General features: G+C 45.6%; 16 protein-coding genes. All 16 read left to right on the top strand.

Going from position 1 to position 18,172, the window contains the following annotated elements; genetic code table 11:
* The first annotated feature begins 9 nt into the window (after positions 1–9).
* The 16 genes from nusA (at position 10) to J7I83_RS06145 (ending at position 18,038) form a co-directional block, all read left to right on the top strand.
* Positions 10–1,137, top strand: coding sequence for a transcription termination factor NusA (gene nusA / locus J7I83_RS06220; RefSeq protein ID WP_215099829.1), 1,128 nt, complete (start codon positions 10–12; stop codon positions 1,135–1,137).
* A gap of 20 nt (positions 1,138–1,157) precedes the next feature.
* A complete protein-coding gene (gene rnpM / locus J7I83_RS06215; protein WP_215099828.1) occupies positions 1,158–1,436 on the top strand; it encodes an RNase P modulator RnpM in 279 nt (92 codons plus the stop codon).
* Positions 1,436–1,780 (top strand): YlxQ family RNA-binding protein, encoded by a 345-nt coding sequence (locus tag J7I83_RS06210; protein ID WP_215099827.1) that lies wholly within the window; start codon positions 1,436–1,438, stop codon positions 1,778–1,780. Before rnpM ends, J7I83_RS06210 begins: the two co-directional genes overlap by 1 nt.
* Positions 1,758–4,118 (top strand): translation initiation factor IF-2, encoded by a 2,361-nt coding sequence (gene infB / locus J7I83_RS06205; RefSeq protein WP_215099826.1) that lies wholly within the window; start codon positions 1,758–1,760, stop codon positions 4,116–4,118. The genes J7I83_RS06210 and infB overlap by 23 nt, the downstream gene beginning before the upstream one ends.
* Positions 4,115–4,393, top strand: coding sequence for a DUF503 domain-containing protein (locus tag J7I83_RS06200; protein ID WP_215099825.1), 279 nt, complete (start codon positions 4,115–4,117; stop codon positions 4,391–4,393). The genes infB and J7I83_RS06200 overlap by 4 nt, the downstream gene beginning before the upstream one ends.
* Before the next feature lie 18 nt (positions 4,394–4,411).
* The gene (rbfA, locus tag J7I83_RS06195; RefSeq protein ID WP_215099824.1) at positions 4,412–4,762 is read left to right on the top strand and encodes a 30S ribosome-binding factor RbfA; all 351 of its coding nucleotides are present in this window, start codon (positions 4,412–4,414) and stop codon (positions 4,760–4,762) included.
* Positions 4,763–4,829: 67 nt separating this feature from the next.
* Positions 4,830–5,759: a tRNA pseudouridine(55) synthase TruB gene (truB, locus tag J7I83_RS06190; protein WP_285228675.1), complete on the top strand. Its 930-nt coding sequence runs from the start codon at positions 4,830–4,832 to the stop codon at positions 5,757–5,759.
* Position 5,760: 1 nt separating this feature from the next.
* Complete coding sequence (gene ribF, locus J7I83_RS06185) at positions 5,761–6,711, top strand: riboflavin biosynthesis protein RibF (RefSeq protein WP_215099823.1); 951 nt, start codon at positions 5,761–5,763, stop codon at positions 6,709–6,711.
* A 135-nt stretch (positions 6,712–6,846) separates the two neighbouring features.
* Entirely contained in the window at positions 6,847–7,116 is a 270-nt protein-coding gene (gene rpsO, locus J7I83_RS06180) for a 30S ribosomal protein S15 (RefSeq protein ID WP_142826542.1), read from the top strand.
* Between the two features lie 150 nt (positions 7,117–7,266).
* Entirely contained in the window at positions 7,267–9,384 is a 2,118-nt protein-coding gene (gene pnp, locus J7I83_RS06175; protein ID WP_215099822.1) for a polyribonucleotide nucleotidyltransferase, read from the top strand.
* A gap of 59 nt (positions 9,385–9,443) precedes the next feature.
* Positions 9,444–10,670, top strand: a complete 1,227-nt coding sequence (locus J7I83_RS06170; protein WP_215099821.1) for a M16 family metallopeptidase — start codon at positions 9,444–9,446, stop codon at positions 10,668–10,670.
* A 78-nt stretch (positions 10,671–10,748) separates the two neighbouring features.
* Entirely contained in the window at positions 10,749–11,786 is a 1,038-nt protein-coding gene (locus J7I83_RS06165; protein ID WP_215100109.1) for an aspartate-semialdehyde dehydrogenase, read from the top strand.
* A 128-nt stretch (positions 11,787–11,914) separates the two neighbouring features.
* A complete protein-coding gene (locus tag J7I83_RS06160; RefSeq protein ID WP_215099820.1) occupies positions 11,915–13,582 on the top strand; it encodes a ribonuclease J in 1,668 nt (555 codons plus the stop codon).
* 79 nt (positions 13,583–13,661) lie between these two features.
* Positions 13,662–16,010 (top strand): FtsK/SpoIIIE family DNA translocase, encoded by a 2,349-nt coding sequence (locus J7I83_RS06155; RefSeq protein ID WP_215099819.1) that lies wholly within the window; start codon positions 13,662–13,664, stop codon positions 16,008–16,010.
* Between the two features lie 175 nt (positions 16,011–16,185).
* Complete coding sequence (locus J7I83_RS06150; protein ID WP_215099818.1) at positions 16,186–16,914, top strand: GntR family transcriptional regulator; 729 nt, start codon at positions 16,186–16,188, stop codon at positions 16,912–16,914.
* A gap of 47 nt (positions 16,915–16,961) precedes the next feature.
* The gene (locus J7I83_RS06145) at positions 16,962–18,038 is read left to right on the top strand and encodes a BMP family lipoprotein (protein ID WP_215099817.1); all 1,077 of its coding nucleotides are present in this window, start codon (positions 16,962–16,964) and stop codon (positions 18,036–18,038) included.
* The last annotated feature ends 134 nt before the right edge of the window (positions 18,039–18,172 follow it).

The following is an 18,172-nucleotide window of genomic DNA, read 5'->3' as shown; positions in this document are numbered from 1 at the left end:
GTGAATAATATGAGCAGTGAGTTATTGGATGCTTTTGAAGTATTAGAGAAACAAAAAGGGATTTCGCGTGAAGTACTGATTGAAGCGATTGAAGCGGCATTGGTTACGGCATACAAACGAAATTTCAACCAAGCACAGAATGTCCGTGTAGATTTGAACTTGAACACAGGTACGATGCTGGTTTATTCCCGCAAAGATGTCGTAGAAGAAGTTGAAGATGAACGCCTTCACATTTCTTTGGAAGACGCTAAAGTGATCAACCCGGCTTACGAGCTTGGAGATGTCGTGGAAGAAGAAGTGACGCCACGCAATTTCGGGCGCATTGCAGCACAGACAGCAAAACAAGTGGTTACCCAACGTGTCCGTGAAGCTGAGCGCGGCTTGATTTTTGAAGAGTTTGTTGATCGTGCAGACGATATCGTCAATGGTATCGTTGAACGAATGGACGCACGCAATCTTTATGTAGGCCTTGGTAAAGTTGAAGCTGTGCTGCCACAGACAGAGCAAATGCCAAATGAAAACTACAAGCCGCATGACCGCATCAAAGTGTATATCACGAAAGTGGAGCGCACAACGCGCGGGCCGCAAGTATTTGTTTCACGTACTCATCCAGGGCTGCTTCGCCGTTTATTCGAAAACGAAGTACCTGAAATCTATGATGGCATTGTTGAAATTAAGTCTATTGCACGTGAAGCGGGAGACCGTTCAAAAATCTCTGTTTTTGCCCATCGCGACGACATCGATCCAGTTGGATCATGTGTTGGTTCTAAAGGTGGACGCGTACAGACAATCGTTAATGAGTTGAGTGGAGAAAAAATTGATATTGTAGAATGGTCTGAAGAGCCGGTTGTTTTCGTAGCAAATGCGCTTAGCCCATCCAAAGTATTGGATGTCCAGGTAAATGAAGATGCAAAATCTACTACGGTTGTCGTTCCCGACTATCAATTATCTCTTGCAATCGGCAAACGTGGACAAAATGCGCGTTTGGCAGCAAAATTAACCGGTTGGAAGATCGACATTAAGAGTGAGACAGATGCGCGGGAACTTGGAATTTACCCGAACCCGAACGCTGATATCGAATTAGTGGAATCCGGTGAAGAACTGGACGACTTTGATTTTTACGAGGAAAAAGAATAATGTAGAAAAGGTGATGTCCGTTGGCTCTGCAAAAGAAAATTCCATTACGGAAGTGTGTAGCTACAGGCGAGATGCATCCTAAAAAAGAAATGATCCGCGTTGTCCGCTCAAAAGAAGGCGAAGTTTCCGTCGATTTGACAGGCAAGAAATCAGGACGCGGCGCATACCTTTCGAAATCGGAAGATGCCATCGCGGCTGCCCGTAAAAAGAAAGTGCTGGACAAGCAATTGGAAGTCAAGATTCCAGACGAAATCTATGATGAGTTAATTCGCGTCGTTCTTAGAGAGCAGTTGAAATAATGACAAAACAAAAAATTCTTCAATTACTGGGATTGGCAACACGTGCAAGAATGACGATTTCCGGTGAAGAAATGACCGTGAACGAAGTTCGAAAAGGCAAAGCAAAATTAGTGATTATCTCTGAAGACGCTTCAGACAATACCAGCAAGAAATTGCAAGACAAATGCAAATCGTATGGTGTGGATCTGCATGTTTTTGGATCCCGTTTCGAGTTGGGACATGCGATAGGCAAAGAAGAGCGGGTAGTGATTGCAATCACCGATAAAGGGTTTGCAAAAAAAATAACCAGCTTATTCGAAGAAATTAATCGGGGGCGAGCAGATGACCAAAATTCGAGTACATGAATATGCTAAAAAGGTAGACAAGCCAAGTAAAGAGATTATTAATGAGTTGTCTAAACTGAACATTACCGTACAAAACCATATGGCTACATTAGAAGACAATGCTGTAACGAAATTAGACAGCATCTACAAAAATGCTTCAGCTGGACAGCGTCCACAAACGCAATCACGTCCAGCACAAAGCGGCCAGTCACGTCCATCACAAGGCAGCCAGTCACGCCCATCAAGCCAGGGACAATCACGCCCATCACAAGGCGGCCAGTCACGGCCAGCAGGCCAGGGAGGGCAGTCACGCCCATCACAATCTGGTCAGTCGCGTCCATCCGGACAAAGCCAATCACGTCCAGCGGCAGCTCCGAGTCAAGGACAGTCCCGTTCACAAGGGAATGGCCAACGACCAACTGCACCAGCAAAATCAGGTTCGAACTTCACACCAAAAGCAGCTAAGCCTACGGCAGGTCCAGGCCAACGTTCTTCGGGACGTCCAGGCGGCGGAAACCGTAGTGGCTTCCAAAACCGCAACCGTAAAGGAAAGCAGCAGCAGCCGGTAAATCCGTTGCCGCCAATGCCTAAAAAAGAAAAAGATTTGCCAGCTAAAATCACTTTCAGCGAGTCATTAACTGTTGCTGAACTGGCGAAAAAATTAGGACGCGAGCCGTCTGAAATCATCAAAAAGTTATTTATGCTTGGTGTAATGGCGACCATTAACCAAGAACTGGATAAAGATGCGATTGAATTGATCTGTGCTGAGTACGAGGTTGAAGTAGAAGAAGAGATCTTGGTAGATAAAACTGACCTTGAAGTTTACTTTGAACCGGAAGACGAAAGCCTTAACCAAGAGCGTCCGCCGGTAGTTACTATCATGGGACACGTTGACCATGGTAAAACGACTTTGCTTGACTCTATCCGCCATACGAAAGTGACGGCAGGAGAAGCAGGCGGAATCACGCAGCATATCGGTGCTTACCAAGTTGTCGATAACGGCAAAAAAATCACTTTCCTTGATACTCCTGGACACGCAGCCTTTACGACAATGCGTGCACGCGGAGCAAAAGTGACAGACCTTGCGATTATTGTTGTTGCAGCTGATGACGGCGTTATGCCACAAACGGTTGAAGCAATCAATCACGCCAAAGCGGCAGAAGTTCCGATCATCATTGCGGTAAACAAAATGGATAAGCCAAGTGCAAACCCTGATCGCGTTATGCAAGAATTGACTGATCATGGATTGGTTCCTGAAGCTTGGGGCGGCGATACGATTTTCGTGCCGATCTCCGCTTTAAAAGGAGATGGCATTGATTCGTTGCTTGAAATGATCCTATTGGTATCAGAGGTCGGCGAATTAAAAGCTAACCCTACACGCCGTGCAATTGGTACAGTTATTGAAGCTGAGCTTGATAAAGGCCGCGGTTCAGTAGCTACTCTTCTTGTACAAGATGGTACATTGAAAGTCGGAGATCCGATTGTTGTCGGAAATACATTCGGCCGCGTTCGCGCCATGGTATCTGATATCGGCCGCCGCGTTAAAGAAGCAGGCCCATCAACACCGGTTGAAATTACCGGATTAAATGATGTGCCACAAGCAGGAGACCGCTTTGTCGTCTTTGAAGATGAGAAAACGGCTCGCCAAGTGGGAGAAACGCGTGCAACTTCAGCGCTTCAAGTTCAACGTTCTGAAAAAACACGTGTAACCCTTGATAACTTATTCGACCAATTGAAGCAAGGCGAGATGAAGGAATTGAACTTGATCGTCAAAGCTGACGTTCAAGGAGCAGTTGAAGCAATGGCTTCGTCCCTTCTCAAGATTGATGTGGAAGGCGTTAATGTGAAAATCATCCATACAGGCGCTGGAGCCATCACAGAATCTGATATTTCATTGGCAGCTGCATCAAATGCTATCGTTATCGGGTTCAACGTTCGTCCTGATGCAAACGCGAAACGCGCTGCTGATGCAGAAGGCGTAGATATCCGTTTACACCGCATTATCTACAAAGTGATTGAAGAAATTGAATTCGCTATGAAGGGCCTTCTTGATCCGGAATTTGAAGAAAAAATCATCGGCCAAGCTGAAATTCGCAGCACGTTTAAAGTTTCTAAAGTCGGAACAATTGCCGGCAGCTATGTAACTGAAGGCAAAATCACAAGAAACAGCGGCGTCCGTGTCATCCGTGAAGGCATCGTCGTGTTTGAAGGCGAAATTGATACATTAAAACGCTTTAAAGACGATGTAAAAGAAGTGGCAAAAGGATACGAATGCGGGATTACCATCAAAAACTTCAATGATGTCAAAGAACTGGATATCATCGAAGCGTACGTTATGGAAGAAATCGAACGCAAATGATCCTTTACATGGAATGTGAATTTTTCATTCCAACGGCACATTCGTTAAAAGATAAGCGGGCAGTGGTGAAAAGCATGCTGACCCGCAGCAGGCAGAAATTCAATGTTTCCGCAGCAGAGATTGATCACCAGAATGTCTGGCAGCGAACCCGCATTGCCTTTGTTATTGTGTCATCTTCAAAAGAGATAGCAGATAAGGAAATGGCGCAGGTTCTCTACTATCTGGAAAGCAATCCTGCGTGGGAATGTTTGGAGATTGAAAAAGAATATTTGTAAGAACGAGGTGGATTAGCAATGACAATGCGAGCGAATCGTGTAGCTGAGCAGATGAAAAAAGAGCTCAGCGATATCATCAGCCGAAAACTGAAAGATCCACGTATCGGATTTGTCACTGTAACAGATGTTGAAGTTACAGGAGATCTCCAGCAGGCAACTGTATATATCAGCGTTTTAGGCGAAGATTATGCAAAAGAACAGACATTGCTTGGGTTGACGAAGTCTAAAGGATTTATCCGTTCCGAAATCGGGCAGCGGATCCGTCTCCGTAAAACTCCAGAATTGTCTTTTGAAATCGATTCATCGGTTGCATACGGCAATCGAATTGATACGCTATTGCGTGATATTCAAGAACCAAAAGAAGATTAAAATCAAAGCCTGCTGTCTATTCTAGATAGTGGGCTTTTTTTTGCATCAAGCAAAGGAGCTAAGCTATATGGCGCTGAACGGAATTCTTCCACTGTGGAAAGAAAAAGGGATGACTTCCCATGATTGTGTCTTTAAATTGAGAAAAATCCTACAAACAAAAAAAGTTGGACATACTGGAACGCTGGACCCCGAAGTGGATGGCGTATTGCCGATCTGTATCGGCAATACCACGAAAGTAGCAGAGTATATCACTGACCAGGGTAAAACTTATGAAGCTGAAGTGACGATTGGCTATTCGACTGAAACAGAAGATGCCACGGGCGAGACAGTGGATACCGATACTTCAGAAAAGCTCATTACACGGCAGCGAGTCGCAGAGGTGCTGCTTGGGTTGACAGGAAATATCAAACAGATTCCGCCCATGTATTCGGCCGTAAAAGTGAATGGTAAAAAACTATATGAATATGCGCGCCAGGGAATTCCTGTCGAGCGACCGGAGCGTACAGTACGGATCGACTCTATTGAATTGCTGGACGACAATCAACAATGGACCGGGCAGCAGGTCAAATTCAACATCCGCATCCGTTGCGGAAAAGGAACGTATATCCGGACATTGGCAGTACAAATCGGCGAAGCATTAGGGTATCCTGCGCATATGTCGAGGCTGACCCGCACAGAATCCGGTAAATTCAGCAAAAACGATTGCGTTACACTTGCCGAAGTGGCCGAACTTACTCAAAATGGAGATATCGGCGACATTTTGAAACCGCTCAGCTATGGCTTAAGTGCTTTTCCATTCATGGAAATTGAATCGAAACAGATTTTTGCTGTGAAAAATGGCCAAGTATTGGCGCGCCATGCCATACTCGATCAAATGGGATTTGTGGTACTGACGTATCAGGGACAACCTGTTGCGCTCTATAAAAACCATCCAGAAAAAGCGGATAAGATGAAACCTGAAAAAATGTTCGGTTTTCCGACAGCGAACGAGGTGTAATATGGAAATTATTCATTTGAGTTATCCAATCCACATAAAACCTGAGAGTGAAACCGGCCCTTTGTCGCTGGCTCTCGGTTTTTTTGACGGGGTACATAAAGGACATCAGCAAGTCATAGGCGGAGCAATCGAACAAGCTGCACAAAAAGGCATCAAGTCCGCGGTCATGACCTTTGATCCGCACCCTTCACTGGTGCTTGGAGGCCGTAAGGAAGAAGTCTTCTATATCACGCCGATGCAGCAGAAGATGGAGATCTTGGAGGAAATGGGCGTCGATTATTGCTTTATCGTCCGCTTTACTTCAGAGTTCGCGAAACTAACGCCGGAAGAATTTATCCAGTTTTTCATCAAAGGCCTCAATGTGGTGCATGTCACAGCCGGATTTGATTTTTCTTTTGGCAGCAAAGGGAAAGGCGATATGGCATTGATGAAGCACGTCGGCGAAGGCCATTACGGCGTCACAGTCGTTGATAAGCAGGAGGCCGGCGATGAAAAAATCAGTTCGACCCGCATCCGGGAATTATTGAAGCAAGGTGGAGTCGAACAGGTATGCCACCTTTTGGGAAGGCCTTTTCGTGTAATTGGCACCGTCGTCAATGGGGACAAGCGGGGCCGCACCATCGGTTTTCCGACAGCCAACGTGGAACCGGAGCTTGGTGCCGTCGTGCCAAGCCGCGGTGTTTACGCGGTAAGAATCCAGGTGCAGGGGCAATTTTATAACGGTGTCTGCAACATAGGCTATAAGCCGACCTTTAATAATCCAGATGTCAAAAAACAGGTTATCGAAGTTCATGTCCTTGATTTCGATAAGTCGATCTACGGGGAAATGGTGGAAGTCGAATGGCATGAACGGATCCGGGATGAGCAGAAGTTTTCGGGCATCGACGAGCTGAAAGCGCAGATTCAGAGGGACAAAGAGACAGCTGAAAGGTTTTTTGCAGGGATTAATTAACCGGTGCAGTTGATTTTGAAAAAGCCTTATGCTATTATTTATGAGTACTGAATGTACTAACCGTTGCTTGGCAAATCGAATCACCAACGTTTGCTCGGTAATTGGGGATATCAGAAATTAGGAGGTGGAAACAGTATGGCAATCACACAAGAGCGTAAAAATGAATTGATCAATGAATACAAAGTGCATGACACTGATACTGGGTCTGCAGAAATTCAAATCGCCATTCTTACAGAAGACATCAACAACTTGAATGAGCACTTACGTACTCACAAAAAAGATCATCACTCACGTCGTGGTCTATTCAAAATGGTTGGACGCCGTCGTAACTTGCTAAAATACTTACGTGAAAACGAAGTAGCTCGCTACCGCGAGTTAATCGCAAGACTTGGCCTACGCCGATAATAGCAAACAGAAAAAAGCGGGATTCGTCCCGCTTTTTCTTTATGGATAAAACTTTAATCTGTCGCATCGCACACCAAATGCTTTTTTGATACACTACTAATGGATACATATAGTATAGAGAAACAAGGTAAGAGAGAGGAGCTCGATATTATGGAGCAAACAAAAAAAGTCTACACACTTGATTGGGCAGGCCGCGAATTACAGGTTGAGGTCGGCCAATTGGCAAAACAAGCAAACGGAGCAGCATTGATCCGTTATGGTGATACAGCAGTGCTTTCAACTGCAACTGCTTCAAAAACTCCAAAACCATTGGATTTCTTCCCACTGACTGTTAACTACGAAGAGCGTCTCTACGCTGTCGGCAAAATTCCAGGCGGATTCATCAAACGTGAAGGGCGTCCTTCTGAAAAAGCGACGTTGACAAGCCGTTTGATCGACCGTCCGATCCGTCCATTATTCCCGGATGGTTTCCGTAACGAAGTTCAAGTCATTTCAATGGTCATGTCAGTAGATCAGGACTGCCCGTCAGAAATGGCTGCCATGTTCGGTTCTTCATTGGCTTTGATGGTTTCAGATATTCCATTCGGTGGACCGATTGCTGGAGTAATCGTCGGCTTGATCGACGGACAATACATCATCAACCCGACAAACGACCAGCTTGACAATAGCTCGATCAACTTGACGGTTGCCGGAACAAAAGATGCCGTCAATATGGTGGAAGCAGGAGCGAAGGAAGTTTCTGAAGAAGTCATTTTGGAAGCCATTATGTTTGGCCACGAAGAAATCAAGAAATTGATCGCTTTCCAAGAACAGATTGCTGCAGAAGTCGGAAAAGAAAAAACCGATATCAAGCTCTATGAATTAGATGCGGAATTGACCACTTCCCTTAAAGAAGCAGTAGAAGCTGATTTGAACGCAGCTGTCCAAATCAATGAAAAACAAGCGCGCAATGAAGCTATTGACGAAGTCAAAGCCCGCGCAATGGCATCATACGAGGAATCGGATGATGCAGTGAAAAAACAGGCTGGCCAAATCCTTGATAAAATGATCAAAGATGAAGTACGCCGGCTGATCACTGATGAAAAAATCCGTCCGGATGGCCGTGGACCTTCTGAGATCCGTCCCTTGTCTTCCGAGGTCGGCATCTTGAACCGTACACACGGTTCTGGCTTGTTCACTCGTGGTCAAACGCAGGCGATGAGTATCTGTACACTAGGCGCATTAGGTGATGTTCAAATCATCGATGGCCTTGGCATCGAAGATACTAAACGTTTTATGCACCATTACAACTTCCCGTTGTTCTCAGTAGGTGAGACTGGATTCCTTCGTGGACCTGGACGCCGTGAAATCGGCCACGGGGCACTTGGTGAACGTGCGCTGGAAGCGGTCATTCCGAATGAAAAAGATTTCCCTTATACAATCCGCCTCGTTGCAGAAGTATTGGAATCCAACGGTTCGACTTCACAGGCAAGCATATGTGCTTCAACGCTTGCTATGATGGATGCCGGTGTTCCATTGTCAGCTCCAGTTGCAGGTATTGCAATGGGTCTGGTTAAAAAAGGCGATAACTATACTGTGCTGTCTGATATCCAGGGCATGGAAGATTATCTTGGCGATATGGACTTTAAAGTGGCGGGTACTGCCAAAGGCATTACGGCTCTTCAAATGGACATTAAGATCGACGGGCTTTCCCGTGAAATCTTGGAAGAGGCATTGGCGCAGGCTCAAATCGGCCGTATCCACATCCTTGAATCGATGCTGGCGACAATTGCTGAGCCGAGAACAACTCTTTCCAAATTCGCACCAAAAATCATCATGGTCAAGATCAATCCTGACAAGATCCGCGATGTTATCGGGCCTGGTGGTAAAGTGATCAATAAAATCATTGATGAAACAGGCGTTAAGATTGATACAGAACAAAACGGCACCATCTTTATTTCATCTGTTGACGAAGAAATGAACGCGAAAGCGAAAGCGATGATTGAAAACATCGTGCGCGAAGCGAAAGTCGGCGAATATTATGAAGGTAAAGTGAAACGCATCGAGAAGTTTGGCGCGTTCGTTGAATTATTCACTGGCAAAGACGGACTTCTTCATATTTCTGAAATCCAGGAAGAACGGACGAAAGAAGTGGAAGATGTTTTGAAGATGGACCAGATCGTCCAAGTCAAAGTAATTGAAATTGACCGCCAAGGACGTGTAAACTTATCACGTAAGATTGTTTTGCAAGAACAAAAAGAAGCAGCTGAAAAACAAAACCAAGAATAATCAACCATAAAAATTGCCGACTTTGTCGGCAATTTTTTACTATGAGGAGGAACATGCACATGGTGACTACACAGACTTGCAAAAACGGATTGCGCATCGTTTCCGAACATATTCCCCATTTTCATTCGGTCGCAGTGGGCGTCTTTGTCAATAACGGATCCCGGGACGAACTGCCGGAAGAAAACGGCATCACGCATTTTATCGAACATATGCTGTTTAAAGGAACGGAACTGCGGACAGCCAAGGAAATTGCCCGGGAATTCGACCGCATCGGCGGCGATATCAATGCCTATACTTCAAAAGAATACACTTGCTATTATGCAAAGGTTTTGGATCATCACGCAGAACACGCCGTAGCCGTGTTGGCTGATATGCTATTCAATTCGGAAATGGATCCAGTAGAGTTCGATAAAGAGCGCCAGGTCATCCTTGAGGAAATCAGCATGACGGAAGATATGCCCGATGACGATGTGCATGAGCAGCTATGGCGCGTCATGTATCCGCAGAACTCGATTGGGGCTCCGATACTTGGAACCGCTGAAACGCTGGCGACTTTCACCCCGGAGAAAATCCGCGATTACATGGACCAGCATTACACTCCAGCCAACACCGTCGTTTCGGTAGCGGGCAATATCACACCTGCATTGCTGGAAAAAATCGGAACTTTATTTGGTGCTTTCGAGAAAACGAAGAATCTTAAAAAATATGAACTGCCTGTTTTCACACCCGGCTATTCATTAAAGAACAAAGAGACAGAACAAGGCCATTTATGCCTCGGATTTCCAGGTCTGTCTTTAAATGATCCGGATATCTACAATATCACGGTTCTGAACAATATCATCGGCGGCTCCATGTCTTCACGGCTGTTCCAGGAAATCAGAGAGCAACGCGGATTAGCCTATTCGATCTTCTCCTATCATTCGGCTTATTCAGATCACGGCACCCTCGCAATCTACGGTGGGACTTCGGATGAGCAGATGGCCGAGATGCAGCAAGTGATCTTGAGTTTGTTGAAGGAATTGAAAAATGGCAGCATCACGCAGCAGGAAATCACTGATTCGAAAGAGCAGCTGAAGGGCAGTTTGATGCTCGGGCTTGAAAGCACCAGTGCACGCATGAGCCGTAACGGCAGACATGAACTGCTGCTGGGCAAGCACCAGACTTATGACCAGGTCCTCAAGCAAATTGATCTTGTGTCACTTGAAAAAGTATTGGCATTATTAGAAATTCTGGTAGAGTCACCAGCCGTTTCCATTATACGTCCGAAAGAAGCTCTCTTAGTTTAAGGGAGTTTTTTGTTATTTTGTCTCTTTAACAGGCTAAATTATGTTACAATAATTCAAATCATCATTGAAGGAGCGAATATTGTGAAAACATATAACGTAGCGATTATGGGAGCAACAGGAGCAGTTGGCCAGCAAATGAAAGAGCAATTGGAGAAACGGAAATTCCCGGTAAAAGACATCGTCTTTTTGTCTTCAAGCCGTTCGGCTGGAAAAGAAATAGACTTTAATGGCCAGACATTTACTGTCCAGGAAGCAAAGCCAGAATCATTCGAGGGCATCGATATTGCGCTGTTCAGCGCCGGCGGCAGTGTGTCGGAGAAGTTTGCGCCGGAAGCGGTCAAGCGAGGGGCGATCGTCATCGATAACACCAGTGCGTTCCGGATGGACAAGGAAGTGCCATTGGTCGTACCGGAAGTGAACAAAAGCGATCTTAGCCTACACAAAGGGATTATCGCCAATCCGAATTGTTCCACTATTCAGATGGTCTGTGCATTGCAGCCGTTGAAAGAGCAGTTCGGCATGGCGAAAATCATCGTCTCCACCTACCAGGCCGTTTCAGGAGCCGGTATTGATGCCATCAATGAATTGAAAGCCCAGTCGGCTGATTTTGACAATGCTAAGACAGCTGAAGCAAAAATGCTGCCAGTCAAGTCGGCCGAGCACCATTATCCGATCGCGTTTAACGCCATTCCGCAAATCGATCAATTCACTGACAATGGCTATACATTCGAGGAAATGAAGATGATCAATGAAACCAAGAAAATCATGCACGATGATTCTTTGGCAGTAGCAGCCACATGCGTACGGCTTCCAGTGGTCACAGGGCATTCAGAATCGGTCTATGTGGAACTGAAAGACACAGCGACTGTTGAGCAGGTCAAACAAGTGATGGTGGATGCACCAGGTGTTGAGCTGATGGATGATCCGTCAAACCAGGTGTACCCGATGCCGCTGATGGCTGCCGGACTGGACGAAGTGTTTGTCGGGCGTATCCGCCAGGATCTAGATAACCCGAATGGCTTTCACTTATGGGTCGTTTCAGACAACCTGGTCAAAGGGGCAGCTTTGAATTCAGTGCAGATTGCAGAAGCATTAATCGAGGAAAATATCATCTAATGGAACATACAGACCTTTAAAATAAACCGGCTATTGTGCCGGTTTATTTTTTTCTTTGGACTGTTTCCGGTGATTCCCGTATAATGAAGTCTATGGATGTGTACGGGTGAATTTTAGGAGGAAATAAATTGAGTAAAATTAAAAATGAAGTAATAAGAGTTATCCCTTTAGGCGGCGTCGGCGAGATCGGCAAAGCAATGTACGTAATTGAAATCGATGAAGACTTGTTTGTTGTAGACAGCGGATTGATGTTCCCGGAAGATGAGATGCTGGGCGTCGATATCGTAATTCCGGATATGACTTTCCTGGAAGAAAACAAAGACCGCGTCAAAGGCATCTTTTTGACGCACGGCCATGAAGACGCAATCGGTTCCATCGCTTATCTATTAAAGAAGATCCAGGCTCCAGTTTATGGATCAAAGCTGACGATTGCATTAGCCAAAGAACATATTAAAGAGCAAGGCTCTTTAAAGCATGTGAAATTCTTTGAAGTGACCAACAAAAGCCGCATGAACTTTGATAAGACGCATGTGACGTTCTTCCATACGACACACAGCATTCCTGACGCACTTGGCATTGTCTTCCACACATCAGAAGGCGCCATCGTGCACACAGGCGAATTTAAATTCGATCAATCAGCTAAAGGCAGCTATAGACCTGATATCGCAAAAATGGCGAAATTAGGGGAAGATGGCGTGCTCATGCTCCTGTCTGATTCAACTGAAGCTGAACGTCCAGGCTATACGACTTCGGAAATTGTGGTTGCCGACCATATCCTGTCAGCGTTTATTGCTGCAGAAGGCCGTGTACTTGTATCCCTGTATTCATCAAACTTTATCCGCATCCAACAGGTATTTGATATTGCGGCAGCAACAGGCAAAAAAGTTGCAGTAGCAGGCAGAAGCTTGGAGAGCAGCTATGAAGTCGGCTTGCGCCTTGGCTATCTGACTGTCCATGAGGATACCGTCATTTCCCTGAAAGAGCTGGAAAACTATCGTGACGACGAAGTAGTCATCATCGTTACAGGCAACCAGGGAGAGCCGCTGGAAGCATTGGACAAAATGGTCCGCAAACAGCATAAAGATGTTAAAATCAAAGAAACCGACACCATATTAATTACATTCACACCATCACCCGGTATGGAAGTTCCTATGTTCCAAACAATGAACAAACTGGCAAAAGCCGGAGCGAACGTTTTGACTGCCAGCAAGAAAGTCCACGTCTCAGGACACGGCAGCCAGGAAGATCTGAAGATGATGCTCAACATGATGAAACCAAAGTATTTCATCCCTATCCAGGGTGAATACAAAATGCTGATTGCCCACTCGAAATTGGCACAGCAAGTCGGCTTGCATAAGTCTGAAATCTTTATTGCCGATAAAGGCGATATTGTCGAATATAAAGGCGGCAAGGTTCGGATGAGTGGACGTGTTCCAGCCGGCAACGTCCTTATTGACGGAATTGGAATCGGTGATGTTGGAAACATCGTTCTGCGTGACCGCAAGTTGTTGTCACAGGACGGAATTTTCATCGTTGTGGTTACACTCAACCGCAAAGAAAAGAAAATTGCTTCCGGTCCGGAAATGATTTCACGCGGTTTTGTTTATGTCCGTGAATCAGAAGAGCTGATGGATGAATCTACCAGACTTGTCCGCAAAGTCGTTGAAAAATACGTCACGAGAGACGCATTTGAATGGAACAACATTAAACAGGAAATTCGTGATACATTAAATTCTTACCTGTTCCAGCAGACAAAACGCCGTCCAATGATTATCCCGATTATTATGGAATACTAAGAGAAAAAGAAAAAGGATTTCCATACCGAGTTATTCGGAGGAAATCCTTTTTCGATTACGGAGGAAATGAGGGATCGTGATGACCAGGGCTCGTACAACTACGAAGGCAAAACCAAAAGCGAGAGCGAAAGCAAAACCAAAAACAAAACCGAAAAACAGAAAACAGCAGCCGATGCCGATGATCGCTTATGAAATGATTGGCCTGGTATTATTGGGGATATCTGTATTGATGGTGTTCCAACTAGGGGTAATCGGCAAGATGTTCTTTAATATGGCTGAATTTATAGCGGGCTATATGGCCTTTCTGATTCCATTGACACTTGTCTATGTAGCTGTCTATGTGATGGTCAAGCGGGCATGGCCGAAACCGAGAGCGAAAGTGGCGGTTGGATCCGCATTCGTACTGATCGGCATTTTGCTGATTTGCCATTTGATCTGGGCGGCAGGAACCATCTTGCCGATCACTTCATCCAATGTCCTATCCGAAACCATCCGCACCACACAAATGACCGGCACAATCTGGAACAGTTATTTGGCTACAGGAGGCGGAATCATCGGTGCTTTGCTGTACGCGCTGTTGCATGTGCTGTTTGATACCGCTGGCACGTGGGTGGTGGCAATCATCTTGCTGTCAATCGGCGCCATTATTTTGACTGGAAAAGCGGCAGCACCTTTTATTGCTGAAAAGATACCAAGTGCCCGCCCAGCGTTCGATGCGCTAGTGAGCCGCTTTCAACGGGACCAACCGAAAAAAATACGGGCTCCACGCAAAAAGTCGGAGCCTGAGCAAGTACTGGAGATCAATGAATCCTTAGCCTATGAAGAGGAAGAAGAGCAAGAAGACCTTCTTTACCGGCCGAAGCAGGAAGAGCCGATCATTTCAGCATTTACTGAAAACGTCAAACCGAAACAGGCGGAAGCTTCGCCAAAACCTACTGCAGAATCTGCTGCAGTACCGGAGACCACAGAAACTCAATTACTGTCGACGGCAGAAGAGCTGGAGAATGAAGAATATCAATTGCCGCCTCTCAGCTTGTTGACCTTGCCGCCCCATCATGACCAAAGTGGTGAGTATTCGGGCATCCAAAAAAATGCCAAGAAGCTTGAAAAAACTTTCCAAAGCTTTGGCGTTCGGGCGAAAGTGACGCAGGTCCATCTGGGGCCAGCTGTTACCAAATACGAAGTCTTGCCGGATACTGGTGTCAAAGTGAGTAAAATCGTCAGTCTGCACGATGATTTGGCATTGGCGTTGGCAGCGCGCGATATCCGTATTGAAGCGCCGATTCCAGGTAAATCCGCCATCGGTATCGAAGTGCCAAATTCGGAAGTATCGATTGTCAGTCTGCGGGAAGTACTGGAATCGGAAGAAAACAACCGGCCGGATGCCAAGCTGTTATTCGCTCTTGGGAGAGACGTTACAGGCCAGGCGGTAATGACAGAACTAAACAAAATGCCGCATTTGCTGGTTGCCGGTTCGACGGGCAGCGGGAAATCGGTGTGCATCAACGGCATCATCACCAGCATCATCATGCGCGCCAAGCCGCACGAAGTGAAAATGATGATGATCGATCCAAAAATGGTGGAACTGAATGTCTATAACGGCATTCCCCATCTATTGGCGCCGGTTGTGACAGACCCGCGGAAAGCGGCACAGGCATTGAAGAAAATCGTGTCCGAAATGGAAAGAAGGTATGAGCTGTTTTCGCATACGGGAACACGCAATATCGAAGGCTATAACGAATATGTCCGTGTTTTCAACGAAGAAAATGAAGACAAGCATCCCAAATTGCCATTTATTGTGGTAATCGTCGATGAATTGGCCGATTTGATGATGGTCGCTTCAAATGAAGTGGAGGATGCCATCACCCGATTGGCTCAGATGGCACGTGCGGCAGGCATCCACCTGATCATCGCTACACAGCGTCCAAGTGTCAACGTTATTACAGGCGTCATCAAGGCGAATATCCCATCCCGCATTTCCTTTGCCGTTTCATCATCCATCGATTCTCGAACGATCCTGGATATGGGCGGCGCTGAAAAATTACTGGGCCGCGGTGATATGCTATTCCTTGGAGCCGGACAATCAAAGCCTGTGCGCGTCCAAGGTGCTTTCCTGTCGGATTCAGAGGTCGAAAAAATTGTCGACTTTGTTATTGAACAGCAAAAAGCTCAATACCAGGAAGATATGATTCCAAGTGAGATCGATGACACCAAGATAGATGAAGAAACGGATGAAATTTATGATGAAGCTGTACAGATGGTAACTGAAATGCAGACAGCATCAGTTTCGATGCTGCAGCGCCGGTTCCGCGTCGGCTATTCGCGGGCTGCACGGATCATAGACCAAATGGAGCAGCGGGGAGTGGTTGGACCTTATGAAGGCAGCAAACCTCGAACGGTCTTAGTTCCAAAGCAGGAAGATTACTGAGCTTTTTAGGTTTTTTTGTGACAAAATGATCAGTATTTAAGATAATGAAGAAGCGAAAATTCGCTAAATTCGACAAAATGCTATTTATTTCATTTCTAATAAGTGTTATAGTAATTTTGATTAGTAGGAATGTTTTACATCAGATGTCTGATCTCTGTCATGGGTGGTGAATCGTATGACAATTAAATCGGATCATCGTGCTTTGTACCTTCAAGTGATCGATCGAATGAAACAGGATATTGCTGCGGGCGTCTACAAAGAAAAAGAGAAGTTGCCGTCCGAATTCGAGTTATCGAAAACACTGGGAGTCAGCCGCGCGACTTTACGAGAAGCGCTCCGGTTGTTGGAAGAAGATAATATAATCGTCAGACGCCACGGAGTCGGAACATTCGTCAATTCAAAACCATTATTTTCTTCTGGGATTGAACAATTGACGAGTGTTTCCGACATGATCCGCCAGGCAGGAATGGAACCAGGTGCCATCTACTTGAGCACTTCGGAAAGCCTTTCCTCTGAAGAGGATATAAAACGCTTTCATTGCACTGGCGATGATACTATTATTACTATTGAACGCGTCCGCACGGCAAACGGAGACCCTGTCGTCTATTGCATCGACAAGGTGCCTTCGGATTATTTGCCTGCAGATTTTTTAGGGCGCACCGAAAGTTCCATTTTTACAGCGATTGAAGAATCGGGGGACATTCATATATCCTATGCGGTGACATTTATCGATCCGACCGGATATCATGAAGAAGTTTCGCCAATACTGGAATGTGAACCGGAAACAGCATTACTGGTATTAAAACAGCTCCATTACGATGAAGACGATCGCTTGGTGCTTTATTCAAAGAATTATTTTAGAGCTGATAAGTTCAGCTTTCATGTGGTTCGCAAACGCGTGTAAAACATCAAATTCCTGCTAATATCAAAAAAACCTTGGGGGTTATTACATTGACAAAACGTAAATTTGGTCTAGGTTTATCATTGATGCTTGCTGCTGGGACTATGCTTGCTGCCTGCGGAAGTGAAGAAGATACTTCAACTGGCGAAACGGGCGGGGGAGAAGAAGGCACGGAAGAAGCTTCTGATTTCTCTGTAGCTATGGTTACAGATGTTGGCGGTGTGGATGATAAATCATTCAACCAATCTGCTTGGGAAGGCATCCAGCAATTTGGTGAAGAAAATGGCCTTGAAAAAGGCGATGGCGGCTATGATTACCTTCAGTCTGCATCAGACGCGGATTACAACACCAACTTGAACAACTTAATCCGTCGTGATTTTGATGTGGTATTCGGAATCGGTTTCCTTATGGAAGGTGCTGTAGCTGAAATTGCTGAGCAGCAACCCGAAGCCCAAATCGCGATTATTGATGCTGTAGTAGATGCACCGAACGTTGCAAGTGTTTTGTTTAAAGAGCAGGAAGGTGCATTCCTTGCGGGTGTAGCGGCAGCTTTAATGACGGAAACTAACAAAATCGGATTTGTTGGCGGGATGGAAATTCCGGTAATCGAGCGTTTTGAAGCAGGATTCCTTGAAGGAGTTGCGACTGTAGACGATTCAATTGAAGTCGATGTTCAATACACAGGGGCTTTTGATAAAGCGGAATTAGGTAAAACAACTGCGAACCGTATGTACTCTGCTGGAGCGGATATCATTTTCCACGCTGCTGGCGGTACAGGCAATGGTGTGTTCACAGAAGCTAAAGAACGTAAAGAGTCAGATCCGGAAGCGAATATTTGGGTTATCGGCGTAGATGCTGACCAGTACGATGAAGGCCAAACTGGCGATACCAATGTCACTTTGACTTCTGTACTGAAGCGTGTTGATACGGCTGTAATCAATATTTCTGAACAGGCAATGGCAGGCGAATTCCCAGGGGGCGAAACCATCACTTATGGTTTGTCTGATGATGGCGTAGGTCTTGCAGATTCACGTGGAGCAATTCCTGAAGATAAAATGGCGCAAATCGAAGAATACAAGCAACAAGTTATCGATGGCGACATTGTTGTTCCTGAAACAGTAGAATAAAATCAATTAGTAATACGGTCATCATAAAGACCGGTTGAACCGGTCTTTATGATTTTTTTTGCCTATAAGCTGAAAATTAATAGATGAAAGGTTTTTGGCAACGGAAGCCTTTCCTGTATTAATTAATCTAAAAA

Source organism: Planococcus sp. ISL-110, assembly GCF_018613575.1.
Taxonomy (GTDB): Bacteria; Bacillota; Bacilli; order Bacillales_A; family Planococcaceae; genus Planococcus.
Note: the sequence above shows the minus strand (reverse complement) of the source record. Positions and strands in the feature narration are given on the sequence as shown.

Bases quoted from the DNA above. Each gene is read 5' to 3' on its own strand.
- J7I83_RS06200 (WP_215099825.1), top strand. From the start codon at position 4,115: ATGATCCTTTACATGGAATGTGAATTTTTCATTCCAACGGCACATTCG.
- J7I83_RS06170 (WP_215099821.1), top strand. From the start codon at position 9,444: ATGGTGACTACACAGACTTGCAAAAACGGATTGCGCATCGTTTCCGAA.
- nusA (WP_215099829.1), top strand. From the start codon at position 10: ATGAGCAGTGAGTTATTGGATGCTTTTGAAGTATTAGAGAAACAAAAA.
- pnp (WP_215099822.1), top strand. From the start codon at position 7,267: ATGGAGCAAACAAAAAAAGTCTACACACTTGATTGGGCAGGCCGCGAA.
- infB (WP_215099826.1), top strand. From the start codon at position 1,758: ATGACCAAAATTCGAGTACATGAATATGCTAAAAAGGTAGACAAGCCA.
- J7I83_RS06155 (WP_215099819.1), top strand. From the start codon at position 13,662: ATGACCAGGGCTCGTACAACTACGAAGGCAAAACCAAAAGCGAGAGCG.
- J7I83_RS06210 (WP_215099827.1), top strand. From the start codon at position 1,436: ATGACAAAACAAAAAATTCTTCAATTACTGGGATTGGCAACACGTGCA.
- rbfA (WP_215099824.1), top strand. From the start codon at position 4,412: ATGACAATGCGAGCGAATCGTGTAGCTGAGCAGATGAAAAAAGAGCTC.
- J7I83_RS06150 (WP_215099818.1), top strand. From the start codon at position 16,186: ATGACAATTAAATCGGATCATCGTGCTTTGTACCTTCAAGTGATCGAT.
- rpsO (WP_142826542.1), top strand. From the start codon at position 6,847: ATGGCAATCACACAAGAGCGTAAAAATGAATTGATCAATGAATACAAA.
- truB (WP_285228675.1), top strand. From the start codon at position 4,830: ATGGCGCTGAACGGAATTCTTCCACTGTGGAAAGAAAAAGGGATGACT.
- ribF (WP_215099823.1), top strand. From the start codon at position 5,761: ATGGAAATTATTCATTTGAGTTATCCAATCCACATAAAACCTGAGAGT.